Origin of the sequence: Brevundimonas nasdae (assembly GCF_019395145.1) — a bacterium.
Taxonomy (GTDB): domain Bacteria; phylum Pseudomonadota; class Alphaproteobacteria; order Caulobacterales; family Caulobacteraceae; genus Brevundimonas; species Brevundimonas nasdae.
The window spans coordinates 2,142,197-2,157,726 of sequence record NZ_CP080034.1 but is presented as its reverse complement, the minus strand read 5'-3'; the positions used below and the strand labels follow the sequence as shown (position 1 = coordinate 2,157,726).

14 protein-coding genes are annotated in these 15,530 nt (G+C 67.9%); 4 read left to right on the top strand and 10 right to left on the bottom strand.

All coding sequences use genetic code 11. From position 1 onward, the window contains the following. Nucleotides 1-53: 53 nt before the first annotated feature. Nucleotides 54-965: an EamA family transporter gene (locus KWG56_RS10565; protein ID WP_219354726.1), complete on the bottom strand. Its 912-nt coding sequence runs from the start codon at nucleotides 963-965 to the stop codon at nucleotides 54-56. 84 nt (nucleotides 966-1,049) lie between these two features. Here KWG56_RS10565 and KWG56_RS10560 point away from each other — a divergent pair, with 84 nt between their 5' ends. Beyond that, entirely contained in the window at nucleotides 1,050-1,532 is a 483-nt protein-coding gene (locus KWG56_RS10560; RefSeq protein WP_201096726.1) for an Lrp/AsnC family transcriptional regulator, read from the top strand. A gap of 32 nt (nucleotides 1,533-1,564) precedes the next feature. Here the strand turns inward: KWG56_RS10560 and KWG56_RS10555 are convergent, their stop codons facing one another. Beyond that, entirely contained in the window at nucleotides 1,565-2,854 is a 1,290-nt protein-coding gene (locus KWG56_RS10555; RefSeq protein ID WP_244999468.1) for a sensor histidine kinase, read from the bottom strand. A gap of 147 nt (nucleotides 2,855-3,001) precedes the next feature. Between KWG56_RS10555 and cysK the strand changes: the two genes are divergently transcribed. The 3 genes from cysK to KWG56_RS10540 all read left to right on the top strand — a co-directional run bounded on the left by cysK (nucleotide 3,002) and on the right by KWG56_RS10540 (nucleotide 5,906). After that, nucleotides 3,002-3,982, top strand: a complete 981-nt coding sequence (gene cysK / locus KWG56_RS10550; protein WP_219354725.1) for a cysteine synthase A — start codon at nucleotides 3,002-3,004, stop codon at nucleotides 3,980-3,982. Nucleotides 3,983-4,101: 119 nt separating this feature from the next. Beyond that, entirely contained in the window at nucleotides 4,102-5,316 is a 1,215-nt protein-coding gene (locus KWG56_RS10545; protein ID WP_219354724.1) for a DUF2336 domain-containing protein, read from the top strand. Nucleotides 5,317-5,477: 161 nt separating this feature from the next. Beyond that, complete coding sequence (locus KWG56_RS10540) at nucleotides 5,478-5,906, top strand: Ros/MucR family transcriptional regulator (protein WP_201097212.1); 429 nt, start codon at nucleotides 5,478-5,480, stop codon at nucleotides 5,904-5,906. 81 nt (nucleotides 5,907-5,987) lie between these two features. Here the strand turns inward: KWG56_RS10540 and KWG56_RS10535 are convergent, their stop codons facing one another. The 8 genes from KWG56_RS10535 to KWG56_RS10500 all read right to left on the bottom strand — a co-directional run bounded on the left by KWG56_RS10535 (nucleotide 5,988) and on the right by KWG56_RS10500 (nucleotide 15,338). Then, complete coding sequence (locus KWG56_RS10535; RefSeq protein ID WP_219354723.1) at nucleotides 5,988-7,103, bottom strand: DUF2336 domain-containing protein; 1,116 nt, start codon at nucleotides 7,101-7,103, stop codon at nucleotides 5,988-5,990. Next, nucleotides 7,100-8,065, bottom strand: coding sequence for a hypothetical protein (locus KWG56_RS10530; RefSeq protein WP_219354722.1), 966 nt, complete (start codon nucleotides 8,063-8,065; stop codon nucleotides 7,100-7,102). The genes KWG56_RS10535 and KWG56_RS10530 overlap by 4 nt, the downstream gene beginning before the upstream one ends. Nucleotides 8,066-8,124: 59 nt before the next feature. Beyond that, complete coding sequence (locus KWG56_RS10525) at nucleotides 8,125-8,889, bottom strand: ABC transporter permease (protein ID WP_219354721.1); 765 nt, start codon at nucleotides 8,887-8,889, stop codon at nucleotides 8,125-8,127. Then, nucleotides 8,886-9,659: an ABC transporter ATP-binding protein gene (locus KWG56_RS10520; protein ID WP_219354720.1), complete on the bottom strand. Its 774-nt coding sequence runs from the start codon at nucleotides 9,657-9,659 to the stop codon at nucleotides 8,886-8,888. Before KWG56_RS10520 ends, KWG56_RS10525 begins: the two co-directional genes overlap by 4 nt. Beyond that, on the bottom strand, nucleotides 9,652-10,692 hold the full coding sequence (locus KWG56_RS10515) for an ABC transporter substrate-binding protein (RefSeq protein ID WP_370874271.1): 1,041 nt from the start codon (nucleotides 10,690-10,692) through the stop codon (nucleotides 9,652-9,654). The genes KWG56_RS10520 and KWG56_RS10515 overlap by 8 nt, the downstream gene beginning before the upstream one ends. A gap of 51 nt (nucleotides 10,693-10,743) precedes the next feature. Next, nucleotides 10,744-11,940 carry an energy transducer TonB family protein gene (locus KWG56_RS10510; RefSeq protein ID WP_219354719.1) on the bottom strand — a complete coding sequence of 399 codons (1,197 nt, stop codon included), beginning with the start codon at nucleotides 11,938-11,940 and terminating at the stop codon, nucleotides 10,744-10,746. 576 nt (nucleotides 11,941-12,516) lie between these two features. Continuing rightward, the gene (locus tag KWG56_RS10505) at nucleotides 12,517-13,506 is read right to left on the bottom strand and encodes an alpha/beta hydrolase (protein WP_219354718.1); all 990 of its coding nucleotides are present in this window, start codon (nucleotides 13,504-13,506) and stop codon (nucleotides 12,517-12,519) included. A 17-nt stretch (nucleotides 13,507-13,523) separates the two neighbouring features. Further along, on the bottom strand, nucleotides 13,524-15,338 hold the full coding sequence (locus tag KWG56_RS10500) for an ABC-F family ATP-binding cassette domain-containing protein (RefSeq protein ID WP_219354717.1): 1,815 nt from the start codon (nucleotides 15,336-15,338) through the stop codon (nucleotides 13,524-13,526). Nucleotides 15,339-15,530 lie beyond the last annotated feature (192 nt).

Genomic DNA, 15,530 nt, shown 5'->3' with positions numbered 1-15,530 from the left:
CCACGCCGTGCGTGCGAAAGCACAGGGTCCCGGCTTTCTCCCGGGTGAGCGGATCAGGTTGCAGGCGTGGTCTCGGTCACGGGCGGCGGCTGACGCGTCGTGACGATGGCCCCGACCGAGGCGGCGACGATGGCGGCGATGGCCAGCCACTGCTGACCCGTCAGATGCTCGTGAAGGAAGATCAGGCCCGCCACGGCCCCGACCGCCGGTTCGGCGCTGAGCACCACGCCGAAGGTGCGCTTGGGGATCGAGCGCATGGCGAACATCTCGAACGTATAGGGCAGGGCGCTTGAGAACAGAGCCACCGCCGCCCCCGCCAGCAGGATGGCGGGGTTCAGCAAGGCGGCGCCCGCATGGGCCACGCCGAACGGCACAATGACCATGGCCGCCACGCTCATGCCCAGAGCCACCGACTGGCCGGGGTGGATGTGGCTGAGGCGCTTGCCGAAGACGATATAGAGCGCCCAGCACAGGCCCGCGAAGGCGGCTAAACCCACGCCGACCGGGTCCAGCGATCCGACCCCCTGTTTCAGCGGCAGCAGCAGGCCCAGACCCAGCACCGCAAAACCGATGCAGACGAAATGGATCGGCTTGCGCGAATGGAACAGGGCCAGGCTGAGCGGGCCCATGAATTCGATGGCGATGGCCAGGCCCAGCGGAATGGTGCGCAGGGACATGTAGAAGCTGAGGTTCATCGCCCCCAGTGCGACCCCGTACAGCAGCACCCCCATCAGGTCCTGACGCGTCAGGCGGAACCGCCACGGACGAAACACCGCGATCAGCAGAACCGCCGACAGGCCGACGCGATAGGCCGATGTCCCTTCCGCCCCGATCAGGGGGAACAGGGTCTTGGCGTAGGAGGTGCCGCACGCCAGCGTCACCATGCCTGCGAACAGCGCAAGATAGGGCGCCAGCCGCACGGCGATGGGGGAGTTCAGGTGCTGTTTCAGGGCCAGGGAGGTCATGACGGCTAGGTAGCCGAAATCCGCTTGCGCTTCCCGGCGATTTCCGGCCTCAATGTGCCTGAAATCGTCACGAAAGGCCATTCCATGACGAATTTCGTCACCCTCGACGATTTCGACCATAGGCTCCTGGCGCGCGTCCGCCTGAACAATCTGGAGCCCGCCCGCGTCACGGCCGAGGCGGTGGGTCTGTCGGAGTCCGCCGTCCTGCGTCGACTGCGCCGCCTTCGGGCCGAGGGGGTGATTGCGGGGGATGTGGCGGTGATCGACCCGGCCCGGGTCGAGCCGCGCATCGTGCTGCATGTGCTGGTCGAAATGGACACCCAGGACCGCAAGGTGGTGGACGCCTTCCAGCGCGCCATGAAAGCCAGCCCGGAGGTTCAGGGCTGCTGGGACGTGACGGGCGAGACCGACTATCTGGTCACGGTCGCCGTGCGCTCGATGCAGGAATACGAGGCCTTCGGCATCCGCGAGATGATCCCCGACAAGGGGGTGCGCGCCTACAAGAGCATGATCGTGATCCGCGAGGTCGTCGGCTTCGATCCGGCGCGTGCGGTCCTGGCGCGCTAGAGCATGAACCACGCTTTCGCTTAGATCAGGCTCTAGCGGGTCGGCGCCTCGATCACGATCATCGCGCCGACGCCGGTTGAGCGGTTTTCGATCACGCCGCCGATCTGTTTGACCAGACTGTCGATCACCCGCATGCCCAGGCTGCGGTCGCTGCGGGCGGCGGTCAGGTCGAAGCCCTTGCCGCTGTCGGCGACCGTGACGGTCAGGCGGCCGTCGGCGATCCGGCCGGTCACGGCGACGGCGCCCCCTTGCGGCCCATAGGCGTATTTGATGGCGTTGATGACCAGCTCATTGACGATCAGGCCCAGCGGTATGGCGATGTCGGCGATCAGGGGCGCGTCATCGGCGTCGCAGGTGACGATGTGGTGCTGGCTGCCGGTGTCGATGGCCTCGCACAGCTTGGTCAGGAAGTCGCACAGGATGACGCTTTGCACGTCCGACCCGCGCCACAACTGGTCGTGGACCTGACTGATGGCCTGAATGCGCGAACCGGCGTCGCCCAGGGCGGCGCGCACATCGTCGGACGCGGCGCCGCGCGCCTGCATGGCCAGCAGGCTGGAGACCAGGCTGAGGCTGTTCTTGACGCGGTGGCTGACCTCGCGCGTCAGCAGGGCCTGATGTTTGATGGCGGCCAGAAGCCGCTCTTCGGTCTGTTGGCGGGCGATGGCGGCGCCGACGACGGCGGCGAAGGCGTCCAGAAATAGGGCGTCGCTGGCGTCGAACTGGCCTTCATCGGGGCTGTCGACCTCGAGCACGCCCCACGGCGCGCCGTCGATCTCGGGCCGGATCAGCACGTTGATGGCCCGGCGCACCCCGTGGTCGGCCAGCAGTTTGGGGGTGCGGAACCGATCCTCGATCTCCAGATGATTGGAGATCAGCGGCTTGCCGGTCTGGAAGGCGAAACCGGCGGGGGAGTCCAGATCAAGCTCCAGCGTCACCTGACCCTCGACCTCGCCGCTCCAGCCCACGCCGGCGATCAGCACCAGACGGTCGCGGGTGTCGTTGTGGATCAGCACCTTGGACAGCGGCGTCTCCAGCCCGTCGGCGCAGATCTCGCAGGCGGCGTCCAGCAGGGCCTGGGGATCGCGTTCGCGCAGGGCCAGTTCGCCGAACCGCGCCAGCAGCGACTGCTGTTTCAAACGGTACGTCAGTTCATCGGCGGTGGAGCGGACCTCCGGCTCCGGCGACGTCTCGACACGGGGCGTCTGCATGTCGTCCATCTGGACCTGGGTGTCGCCGGACGCCGGGGCGCGCATCTGTTCAACCAGATCGGCGATCTCAGGCGTCATGCCCGTGGCGGCGAGGGTGTTTGGATCGGACAAGGGGCTGCAAACTCGATGTTCGGTGGGCGCGATTATAGATTACATAGTCGCTCTGATAGGATTGCGCAGAAATCATCGCAGGCAGCCTCTTGCGCGTCGCGGCAAGGCCTTATCTGTTGTGCGCTCAAGATTGACGGAGAACTCCCCATGTCCGACTTCAGCTACGATGCTTCCCGCCACCTGAAGAAGGGGCGGGGCAAGGTCTATGACTCGATCATCGACACCATCGGCGACACCCCGATCGTGCGCCTGCCCAAGCTGTCGGCGGAATACGGGGCCAAGGCCACGGTCCTGGCCAAGCTGGAGTTCTTCAACCCGATCGCCTCGGTCAAGGACCGGATCGGCGTGGCCATGATCGACGCGCTGGAGCAGGCCGGTAAGATCAACAAGGACACGCTTCTGGTCGAACCGACCAGCGGCAACACCGGCATCGCCCTGGCCTTCGTCGCCGCCGCCAAGGGGCTGAAGCTGATCCTGGTCATGCCCGAAAGCATGTCGATCGAACGTCGCAAGATGCTGGCCCTGCTGGGCGCCCAGCTTGAGCTGACCCCGGCGGAAAAAGGCATGAAGGGCGCCATCGCCCGCGCGCAGGAACTGCTGGAGACGACGCCGAACTCGGTCAGCCCGTCGCAGTTCGAGAACCTGGCCAACCCCGCCATCCACCGCGTCACCACGGCCGAGGAGATCTGGAACGACACCGACGGCGCCGTGGACATCGTGGTCGCGGGCGTCGGCACGGGCGGCACCATCTCGGGCGTCGGTCAGGCGCTGAAGGCCAGGAAGCCGTCGGTCCAGTTGATTGCGGTCGAGCCCGAGGCTTCGCCCGTCCTGTCGGGCGGCGCGCCCGGCCCGCACAAGATTCAGGGCATCGGCGCGGGCTTCGTGCCGGCCATCTATGATCCCTCGGTCGTGGACGGGGTGGAGCAGGTCTCCAACGAGGACAGTTTCGAGATGGCGCGCAAGGTCGCCCGCACCGAGGGGGTGCCGGTCGGCATCAGCTCCGGCGCCGCCCTGACCGCCGCCTTCCGCATCGCCGCGCGCGAAGAGAATGCGGGCAAGACCATCGTGGTCATCATCCCGTCCTTCGCCGAACGTTACCTGTCGACCGCCCTGTTCGAAGGGCTCTGATCCAGGTCTGCGCCTCGCCAGCATTGGGGCCGCCGGGCCGCGATGCTGGCGCTGCATGCGTCATCTGCAAAACTAGCAGACACACGACCGGTTAACGGTCAGTCTTTAGACTGTTCTGCATGAGCGACGTTTCAGTCTTGATGGAAGAAGATGCGCCGCCGTCTTCGCGCGCGCGGCACGCCCTGCTGAAACGTCTGGCGGACGTCGTGTCTTTGCCCGCCAGCCGCATCAACGCCTTTGAGCGCGCGGTGACGGGCGATCTTCTGGTCGACATGCTGCGGCTGGCGTCGCGTGACGACCGCCGCCGCGTCGCCGCGCGTCTGGCGTTGCTGAACGAGATTCCCAACAGTCTGGCGCGCCTGCTGATACGTGACGAACCGGATATTGCGGGCCTGCTGCTCGAACAGTGCGCCTCTCTGACCGACGCCGACCTTGTGGCCTGCGCGCGCGATGCGGGGCCGGAGCACCGGATCATGATCGCCGGACGTCGGGGCCTGTCCGAGATTGTGACGGAGACCCTGCTGTCGTTCGAGGAGCTGGCGACGACGGAGCGGTTGCTGAAGAACGAGACCGCGCGCTTCTCGCAGGCGGGGCTTGAGGAGGCGGTGAAGTTGAGCCGTCTTCTGCCGGTGCTGTGCGCGCCGTTGTTGAAACGCCCCGAGATGAGGCCGTCCAGCGCCTATGTCATGTACTGGTGGTGCGGGCCGGAAAACCGGCGCACGATTCTGCAGCGCTTCGCGGTGTCGCGTGAAGTGATGCAGGAGGTGGTCGAGGACGTCTTCGCCATGGCGGCGAAAGAGGGTTGGTCTGATCCCGTATCGCGCAAGGCCCTGCAATTCATCGAGCGCCGTCAACGCAACCGAGCGGCGATAGAGAAGAGCCCGTTTGAAAATCTGGAAGAGGCCATCGCCGTTGCTGCACGAGACGGTCTGACGCGAGAAACAGCGTCCGAGATCGCCTATCTGTCCGGAGTAAAGCCTTTGACCGGGGCCAAGATTTTGGGCGACCCGGGTGGAGAATCCCTGGCGATTCTCTGCAAGGCGACAGGCCTGTCGCGCACTGATCTGCTTAATCTGTGGCGTTCGATGCGTCGTCCCGAGACGACGGCGGATGGCCTGACCGATCCCGACTGGGAGCGGGTGCAGATCACCTATGAGATGCTGGCGGTCGACCGCGCCCAGACTGTGTTGCGATACTGGAACTGGTCGTTGTCATCTGCCCTGACGCCTGAACTTCTGCGCGCCATCCGCGAAGGCGATGAAGCCATGGTGGACGAGTACTCTGCCCCTGAACGTGCGGCGATGATGGTTCTGTCGCAAGACTTCCGGCGTTGATCCTATACCGCTGGTGATTGTTACTATTCGGGTCTTGCAACCTTGACGACTGTTGACTGTGAGTGATTGCTTTTAAGGCCAAACATCCTTATGCACGTCAAAAGTGGAGGGCGGCTGGCTTTTCCAGTCGAAGTCATTGAACCATGGACCAGACGATTATTATGGAAGAAAAGCCCGAACTGTTGGAAATGACGGCTGACATCGTGTCCGCTTACGTCGGCAACAACACTGTATCCGCTGACGTCCTGCCGTCCCTGATCGCCAGCATTCACGCGGCGCTGTCCGGTGTTTCTCTGGCGCCCGTCGAGCCCGAGCCCGAGCCCAAGGAACCGGCGGTTCCGGTGCGCAAGTCGATCAACGCCGACTTCCTGATCTGCCTGGAGGACGGCCGCAAGTTCAAGTCGCTGAAGCGCCACCTGCGCACCAAGTACGACATGAGCCCCGAAGAATACCGCGCCAAGTGGAACCTGCCCAAGGACTATCCGATGGTTGCTCCGAACTACGCCAAGGCGCGTTCGGAACTGGCCAAGCAGATGGGTCTGGGTCAAGGCGGCCGTAAGCCGGCCCGCGTCACTCGCGCCAAGAAGTAAATCGGGAGCATTCCCGAACAGAAATGCCCGCTTCCGAAAGGAGGCGGGCGTTTTGCTGTGCGATAAGCTGTTTAGCGTAGGTCAGGCCGCCTGGGCGGTGCGCCGCATGCGCCAGAACCGCAGGGTGCGCAGGGCGGCGGCGCGGGTCAGATCCTGATACATGCCGCCGTAGGCCGCCGCCTTGCCCATCGCATTGTCCTGCGCGCCCAGGATGACCACGGCGTAGGTCAGGAAGATCGCGCGATCCAGATCCGCCGCCTTGCAGATCACCGCCAGGGCGTCCAGTTCGCGGCGGTCCGCCACGCTCTTGACGGTATGGAAGTCGACATCCGCCAACTCTGACAGGGCGATCAGGAAGGCGGTCGCGCCCCTGGTCCGCATCAGCCGCGCCAGCCCCGTGGGCGTCAGCGGGCCCTGCGCGCGCAACTGGGCGACATGGGCCAGGCTGTCGGCGTAGTCGGCAGGCAGGTCGCCCTGATCAACGGCGACCTGGGTGCGTCCGGCGGCCAGAGCGGCCTCCAGCAGGGCCGGATCGAGCCGCGCGTTCTGTTCAAGGATCTGCTGGCGCAGCCGGGCCTCGACCAGGAAATACATCTCGTTGACCAGATCCACGGGCAGGCAGCCGCCTTCGACCGTGGCGGCGTGAAGTTCAGGGTTGGCCTTGGCGCGCTCGACGGCGGCTTCAGAGGTGGCGCGCGACAGGCGGGCGCCCCGGTTGCGCAACAGGGCGCCCAGGGTCTGGTCGTCCCCGTGAGCGACGATGGCCTCGGACACGGCCTCAGAGACGTTGGCGCGGCCGGAAACGGCGCGAATATGGTCCTGGCCATGCTGGCGCACGATGTCCACCAGATCGTCGTCCGTCAGCACGGGCGAACCGCGCAGCACTGGCGCCGCGACCTCGGCGGCGTCGTTGGCCAGGCGGGTGATCAGGTTGCGCGGCGCGTGCGGGGCGTCGGCGAAACGGGCCGACAGTTCGGCGCGCACCGCCGTCTCCATCTGCTCGGACAGGCGCGACAACAGGGCGCCATAGAGGCCGTTCTCGCTGGGCGGCAGCGGCGCCTGGCCGAAGAAATGGTCGGTCAGGGCGCGCAGCAACTGACGCCGCCGGGGGCTGGACGCCTCGTCAGCCAGGGCGATCAACTGCGGCAGGCGTGAGTCTTTCAGGACGTCCGTCTCGACCAGGGCGTGGTCCTTCATGGGGTCTCGTCGGACTGCGATTGAGGCATGGCGCGGATGCGGCCGTTGGCGTCGCGGATCAACTGGGGCGGGGCGTCGGGTTCGGCCATGTCCTTGGACGCCGGGACCTGGGTCAGCTCGACGGGCAGGGCGTTCAGATAGGACTGCTGCGGCGCGGCGATGGCGTCGGGATGGCGGCCCGCCTGACGGTGGACGGAATAATAGCGGGCCTGCTGGCTGTAGGGACCGGCCTGGGCGACCTGCTGGACCTCGGCGGTCTGCGGCGCGTCTGAGGCGACAGCAGCGGCGGGCTGGCGTTGCAGGCTGAAGATGGCGGCGTCGCGACGCGGAGCCATCGGGTCGACGACATCGGGAGCCGCAGCCGGGGCGGGCGCGGCTTCCGCCGCGTAGGCCTGCTGCTGTTGCGGTTGAGCGGGCTGGGGCTGAGCGGCTTGGACCGGGGCGGGCGTGTTCGCCGCGGCCACGACGGGCTCGGGGCGGGGTTCTGGACGCGGCGCGGGTTGAGGCGCGGGTTGGACAGCCGCCTGAGGCGTCGGTTGGGGCGCAGTTTGAGGCGCAGGGGCGGGCGCAGGCGTCGGGGCCTGACGTACGGGCGCGGTCACATAGGCCTGGGGCGCGGTGTTGGAGGGCGCGGACGCGGCGCCATAGGTCGGATTATAGAAGGCGGTGGCGGGCGTCAGGCCGGGGCGCGGGGCTTCGCGGCTGGGCGCGTCGAGCCGGGCCAAAGGGATGGCGGACGAGGCGTCGAGCGACGCCGCCGTGCGGACCGGGCGCAGCGCAGGTTCGCCGCGCGCAGACGCGGTGACGACCGCGGGGGCAGGCGCCGCGTTGACGGTCGTCTTGCCCGGCCAGGACAGATAGCGCAGCCCGGCGCTGTTGGTGGCGACCTGCTGAGCGGAGGCGGCGCCAGCGACGGCGCTGACGGCGAACAGGGCGGTTGTGAAGACGAGGGCGCTGCGCAAGGCGGCTCTCCGGTGGGAAGAACAACCAAGACGTTAGCGGATCAGCACTTAATCGCGCGCTAACGCGGGCGGGTGCGGGTGATGATGCGGGCGATCCCGGCGACGGCGGCGTTCAGAAGCAGGCCCAGCACCGCCAGACAGACCAGCCCCGCCAGCATCTCCGCCGTCCGCAGCCGGTTGCCCGCCTCCAGCAGACGCCAGGCCAGGCCCTGTGTGGCGCCGGAGCCGGAGACGAACTCGGCCACCACGGCGCCGATCACCGCCTGCCCGGCCGCAACCCGCAGCCCCTCCAGCGCGAAAGGCAGGGCGGACGGCAGGCGCAGACGCCACAGCCGTTGGAGGGGATGGGCGGCGTACAGATCAAACAACCGCTCAAGGTCCGGGTCGGCCGAACGCAGGCCGGTCAGGACGCCCGAGAAGATGGGGAAGAAGGCGACGGCGGCGGCCAGGGCCACCACGGCGCGCTCGGCATGGTCGATGCCGAACCAGATCAGCACCAGCGGGGCGATGGCGACGATGGGCGTGACCTGCAGCACGACCGCCAGAGGCCGCACGGCCCGCTCAGCCGCCCGATGCAGGGAGACAGCCAGCGCCAGTCCGGTCCCGATGATGCCTGCGACCAGCAGCGCCGTCAGGGCCATGCGGAAGGTGACCAGAGCCGAAGTGGCCAGTCGCGGTCCGGCCTGCACCAGCGCCACGGCGACATCGCTGGGCGGCGGCAGGAAATAGATCGGCAGGTGCAGCAGGCGGCAGGCCGCCTCCCAGACCAGCAGCAGGATCAGGGTCAGGCCGACGGGCGGGGCGATGTCCAGCAGGCGCTTCATGACGCAGCCTGAGCGGATGTCGCCATGCTGGCCGCCAGCGCATCGGCGACCGCTTCGACCGTCTGGCGATAGGCCGGATCGGCGCGCCAGTGGTCAGGGCGCGGGGCGGCGCCGGGCGTGTTCAGATCGGCGACGGGGCGGCCCGAGGCGGCGTCCAGCACCACGACGCGCTGGGCCAGATAGACGGCCTCCTCGACATCATGGGTGACGAAGACGATGGCCGGGCGCGGGGCGGCGACGGCCCAGAGGGCGTGCAGATCCTCGATCAGGCGGCGGCGGGTGACGCTGTCCAGGGCGGCGAAGGGCTCGTCCAGCAACAGCAGGTCCGGGCGGGTGACCAGGGCGCGGGCCAGCGACACCCGCATGGCCATGCCGCCTGACAGTTGCGCGGGGCGGGCGGTCAGGCGCTGGCCCAGACCGACGGCGGTCAGGGCCTCAGCGGCGCGGGCGCGGGCCTCGGCTTTCGGCGCGCCCGACAGCTCCAGTGGCAGGGCCACATTGGCCTGGGCGTCGGCCCAGGGCATCAGGGTCGGGCTTTGGAAGACGAAGCCGGTGCGGCCGGGGGCGGCGGCGCGGATCACCCGGCCCGACGACGCCTGCTCCAGCCCCGCCAGCAGGCGCAGGGTGGTCGACTTGCCGGCACCCGACGCCCCGACCAGGGCCACGATCTCGCCCGGCGCGACGCTCAGATCCAGCGGACCCAAAGGCGCGCGCGACGGCCAGTCGACGACGACCTGATCCAGGGCCGCAATCGGCCCGGTGTCAGCCACGGCCCGGCAGATAGTTGTTCGTGAAGGCGTCGCGCCAGTTCAGATTGGCGTCATAGACCCCCGCCTGGCTGGTCACGTCGAAGAAGGCCTTCCAGCGTTCCTCGGTCATGGAGCCCAGGCCGTACAGGGCCGCGTCCCCGCCATCGACGATGTCATTGTCACGCAGCTTGGCGCGGGCCTGATCCAGGATGTCCTGGGTCATGTCGGGGTTGTCCTTGCGGATCAGGGCGTCGGCGGCGGAGGCGTCGCCCCGGATATAGTCGCGCCAGCCCTCGGCCGAGGCGGCGATGAAGCTGCGCAGGGTGGCGCCATTGTCGCGTGCGAAGGCCGTGGGGGCCAGAACCATGGTGGCGTAGGACGGATAGCCCTCATCCGCCAGCAGGAAGACCTTGGGCTCGAATCCGGCCTGCTGTTCGATGGTGTAGGGTTCAGAGGTCAGATAGCCCTGCTGCACCGCCCGTTTGTCAGACAGGAAGGGGGCCAGGTTGAAGGTGTATTTGCGCACCTCGTCGTCGGTGAAGCCGTATTTGGCCTTCAGCCAGACCCAGAAGGCGTTGACCGAGGCGTCGGCCAGCAGGATGGGGCGGCCCTTCAGGTCGGCGATGGATTTCAGCGCCGGATCGGGGTGGGCGATCAGGACCTGGGGGTCTTTCTGGAAGAAGGCGGCGACGGCCTTCACCGGGGCGCCCGCCGCGACCAGATTCATCGGGATGAAGCTGTTGGAGCCCATGCCCAGTTCAACCGCGCCCGCCGCCAGCAGTTGCGGCACGTTCACGCCCGGTCCGCCCTGCACGATCTGGACGTTCAGGCCGCGCTTCTCATAGGCGCCCGAGGCCAGGGCCTGATAGAATCCGCCATGCTCGGCCTGGGCGCGCCAGTCGGTGGCGAAACGCAGGCGCACGCGCCCCTGCTCATCCACCGCAGCCGGCGACCGGTCACAGGCCCGAAGGCCCAGCGCCGTGACGCCAAGCGCAGCCGCGCCGCCTGCAAGCAGGGCGCGGCGACGGTTCAGAAGGGGGCGATTCCCGCGCACATTCATAGCCCATGCTTTACGGGGGGATGGCGGCGTTGGAAAGGCGGCGGATTAGTCGGTTGAGGCTTCGACCTGTGTTGTTTGGTCTGTTTCACGCGCGCCGGAATGGTAACGGACCGGCACGATGCAGCCTACGCCGGGCGTTGTTCCGGGCTCGACACGGGCCGAGCGCACGGTGGCCATGCCGCCTTGGCCAAAAGCCCACGCGGGCTGGGCGTCCAGCAAGGTGACATTGCCCAACTGGCCCCAGGTGGCGACATCGAACTGCACCAGGGCCCAGCCTTCGATCTGCCTGTCCCCGAAGGCCTTGGGATAGGTTTCAGGGTTGGGGCGGATCTGCAGACGCGCCCTGACGTCGGCAGGGCAGGACGCCAGCGGTTCATCGGGTCTGTCCGGCATGGCCGGAGCGGGCAGGACGGGGCCGATGCGGTGGAAATTATAGACGCAGCCTTTCCGCGGCGGACCCGCTGCGACGACCGTGGCGGCCACGGCGCGGCGCGTCTCTGCATCAAAGGCGCGGTCGCCGGATGACCCGAGGGTCTGGATGTTCGTCGCCCGGCCCTGGGCGTTGATGTTCCAGCGAACGACTGTCCAGGCCTTGCCGCCCGGCGGCGGGCGCTGACCGATGAAGTTGTCGGGATAGGAGACGGTGCGCGGACGGCGCCCCCCGCGACGATCGCCGCCGCAGTTCGCCTCTGGGCCCGCCAGACGATTGGCCACGGCGTCGCGGATCGGGCCGGTCGTGCGGGTGACCGCGAAATAGCGCAGCAGGTCGCCGCTGGACGCCTCGGCGATGGGCACGGGACTGTAGCTGACGGTCAGCAGGCAGTCGCGACGCGCGCCGCTCGCAAAACGCCATGCCGCCAGCGCCGCCTGAACGTCTGCGCCAGCGGTGGCGGCGCGTCCCTGGGCGGGCTGCACGGGCTTGATCTCCAGGGTGCGGCCATCCTCGGCGATGGAGAAGCCGATCACTGTGTCCGGCGTTTCGCCTGCGCTTGCGGATTGCGCCGTCTGGACCGCGAGGTCGTCGCTGTAAGCCGCATGGACGGGTTCGCCATCGCAGGTCGCCTGAGCCGTCGGCCGCAGCAGACTCATGGTCTCGACATCGGCGGCATCGCCATCGGCGCGGTGCGGCGAGAGGGCGACACGCGGCGGATAGGGGATCGGCGGCAGAGACTGAGGTGCGGCCGCCGCCGTCAGCGGCCATGCCGTCAGGCCGACGCCCAGCAGGATCAGGGGTGCACGCATGGTTGTCTCCGTCTGCACGGGCAGGGTGTGCGGACGGCGCGGACCTGTCTAGCGCGTTTTCATGACGGGGGCTGGAATTGAGCGAGGGGACGAAGCGTGCGGGCGAACCCGTGCTCTTCGTCCCCTCGCCAAGTCCGGGTTGGACTTGGCCTTTCGGGTTGGACCTTGGCGTCAGCGTCGTTGCAGGCGAACCTGCAAGGGCGGTCGGCTGTATCCTGTCGCGCTCCTGGTCTTTGGCGTCCCACGGCTTTGCGTCCGCGTCGTCCATCGATCCTGATCCGGTTCCCCGGCTATCGGCGATCCGAAGACCGTCGAAGACCGAAGCCTTGATCCCGCCTGTCGCACGTTACGATCCGAAGATCGCCCGATCGCGCCGGGTCGGAGAGCCGGGCCGGTTCGCTTGATTTCCTGGGTCTCCCCTGGATTTCCGCGCCGCCGTGTCCCTCGGCCCGTTGACGTTCCGATGAAACCCGCTATGAGGCAAGCGCCCGAACTCGCCCCGATGTGCACGATTGGCCCGGCGGCGGTGGACAAACCTGTGAACATCGGTGGACGGATCAAATTCGCTTTTGCGGATCAGCGGTTTGGCTTGTCCACAGAAAGCCGCGCATCCAGCCAGCGCAGGATTGCGGTGCTGGCGCCGCGGGCGGCGGGGCCGCCGAAATGCAGGAAGCCGTGCGGGGTTTCAGGGACGCGGATCAGGTCGACGTCGGCGACCCGGCCCCAGCGGGTGGCCATCAGAAGGCTGTCGTCGAACAGGGGGTCCAGTTCCCCCGCCATCAGCAGGGCGGGAGGCAGGCCGGCAAGGTCGGCGTAGAGCGGCGAGACATCGGCCCGGCGCAGGCCCGCTTCGTCACGGTCCGGCGCCAGGCGGGCCAGGTCGGCGCGCATGGTCGGGCCGTTGAACAGCAGGACCTGCGGTCCCGCCGCACGGACGCTGTCGGTGGCGGACAGGTCAAAGACGCCGTAGGCCAGGACGCAGCCCCTCACCAGATCGATCAAGCCCTGATCGCGCAGGGCCAGGGCCGTCAGGGCCGCCAGATGCCCGCCTGCCGACTCGCCCATGATGAACAGGCTGGCCGCGCCCAGCCGGTCGACATTGGTCACGGTCCAGTAGGCGGCGGCCAGACAGTCGGCGATGGCGGCGTCGATATAGACGTGGCGGCGTTCCGACAGCAGGCGATAGTCCACCGACACGACGCAATAGCCGTTGTGCGCCAGATAGCCGTTCAGCCGGTCGTTCAGGCTGGCGCCGCCCAGCACCCAGCCGCCGCCGTGGATGTCCAGAATAATGGCGCGCGGCGGACCTGACGGGTGAAGAATGCGCAGATGGACAGGGTGGTCGCCGTCCGTATGGACGATCTCGACCGTGACGCCCCGCTTCTTCAGACGCGGGGTGGTGACCGCGGCGGCGGCCGCCTCCAGCCAGGTCGACAGCTGCTGGCCCGCCTCGACCCGCCACGGGTCGGTGCGGAAACGGGGCGCGCGGTTCAGGATGGCGTTGATCCGGCGCTGGGCCGCCAGCTGGGGCGGCGGGAATTCGACGGTGTGGGTGCGCAGCGTCATGTCAGCCCCGTTGAGGATCAGCCGGCTAAAGCGGCCTTCTTCTCTTCCAGTTCCAGCCACTCCATTTCGGCGCTTTCCAGATCGGCGCGGGCCTTGTCGGCGGCCTTCATGGCGGCGTCGAAGGCCTTGGGATCGCGGCTGTAGAGGCCGGGGTCGGCCAGGGTGGCGTCATGTTTGGCGATGACGCCCGGCAGGCTGTCGATCAGGCCCTCCAGCTCCTTCAGGCGATGGGCGTCCTTGAAGGTCAGCTTGCCGGCCTTTTTGACCGCAGCCGGGGCGGGGTTGTCGGCGGCGCGCTGGGCGGCGGCCTTGTCCTGGGGGCGGGGGTTGGAGCCGGGCTGCAGGAAGCCGGGGTTCTGGCGGATGAAGTCGGTCCAGCCGCCGGGCGTCTCGACGATGTCGCCGCGCCCGTTCAGGGCCAGGGTCGAGGTGGACAGGCGGTCGATGAAATCGCGGTCGTGGCTGACCAGGATCAGAGTGCCGTCATAGCCCTCCAACAGCTCCTCCAGCTTGTCCAGCGTGTCCATGTCCAGGTCGTTGGTCGGTTCGTCGAGGATCAGCAGGTTCGCCGGTTTCGCCAGCGCACGGGCCAGCAGCAGGCGGTTGCGCTCGCCCCCCGACAGGGTCGAGATCGGCTGGCGCAGCTGGGCTTCCGAGAACAGGAAGTCCTTGGCGTAGGCGGCGACGTGTTTGGAGAAGCCGCGCACGATGATGCTGTCGCCGCCGCCCGGCGTCAGGGCGTCCCACAGGGTCATGTCCGACTTCAGCCCCTCGCGCGACTGGTCCAGATAGACGGGCTCAAGATTGGCGCCCATGCGGACCGTGCCTTCGTCCGGCGCCAGTTCGCCCAGCAGGGTCTTGACCAGGGTGGTCTTGCCCGCGCCGTTGGGGCCGACGATGCCCAGACGGTCGCCGCGGATGATGCGGGTGGTCAGATCCTTGAACAGGGTGCGGCCGTTGTAGCCCTTGGACACGCCCTTGATCTCGGCGACCAGCTTGCCCGAGGTTCCGCCGGAATCGACGCCCAGATACAGTTCGCGCGGGGCGTCCTTCATCTTCTCGGCGCGTTCGGCGCGCAGGGCCATCAGGGAGCGGGCGCGGCCTTCGTTGCGGCTGCGGCGGGCGGTGATGGAGGAGTAGAAGGTGGCGGTCTCGCGCTCGATGGTCTTGGTCAGGCGGCGCAGGGATTCGGCTTCTTCCTCCAGCACCTTGGTGGACCATTCGTCGAACTCGACGAAGCCCTTGCTGAGGGTGCGGACGCGGCGCCCTTCCAGCCAGTGGACGGTGTTGGTGACGCGGTTCAGGAAGGCGCGGTCGTGGCTGACGACCAATAGGGCGAACCGGGCCGACAGCAGCTCGTTCTCCAGCAGTTCGATGGCCAGGATGTCGAGGTGGTTGGTCGGTTCGTCCAGCAGCAGCAGGTCGGGCTCTTCGGCGAAGGCCTTGGCCAGGGCCGCGCGACGGGTCTCGCCGCCCGACAGGCCTTGCGTTGATTTCGCCGGATCAAGCCCGAAGGTCGCCAGCCAGGATTCCGCCGTCCAGCTCTCGGCCTCGCCCGAGGAGGCATAGTCGAGCAGGGTCTCGCCGGTGATGACGGGCTCCTGGGGGACATAGGCGAAACGGGTCGCGGACTGGACCGAACGGTCGCCGCTGTCCGGCTCGATCAGGCCCATGACCACCTTCATCAGGGTGGACTTGCCCGCGCCGTTGCGGCCCACCAGGGCGGCGCGGCTGCGCGGTTCGACCGCAAGATCGACGCCGTCGAACAGGGGGCGCTGGCCGTCCTGAAGACGGACGTCCTTGAGGGCGACGAGGGGAGGTCTGGCTGCCATTTGACTTTCGATCCTCCGCCGCGCGCGGGGAGGGGGCCGCGCGCAGGGCGGGGCGGAAGGGAAGGAATGACTGCGATCTAAGGGTTGTGGGGCGCAGTTTCCACCGGAAAGGCGTCAGGCGGCGCAGCGGAACGTCGGCAAGGGTCGGGAGTTAGGCTGGAGATGCGGAATAATCGGGGCTGTTGATATGTT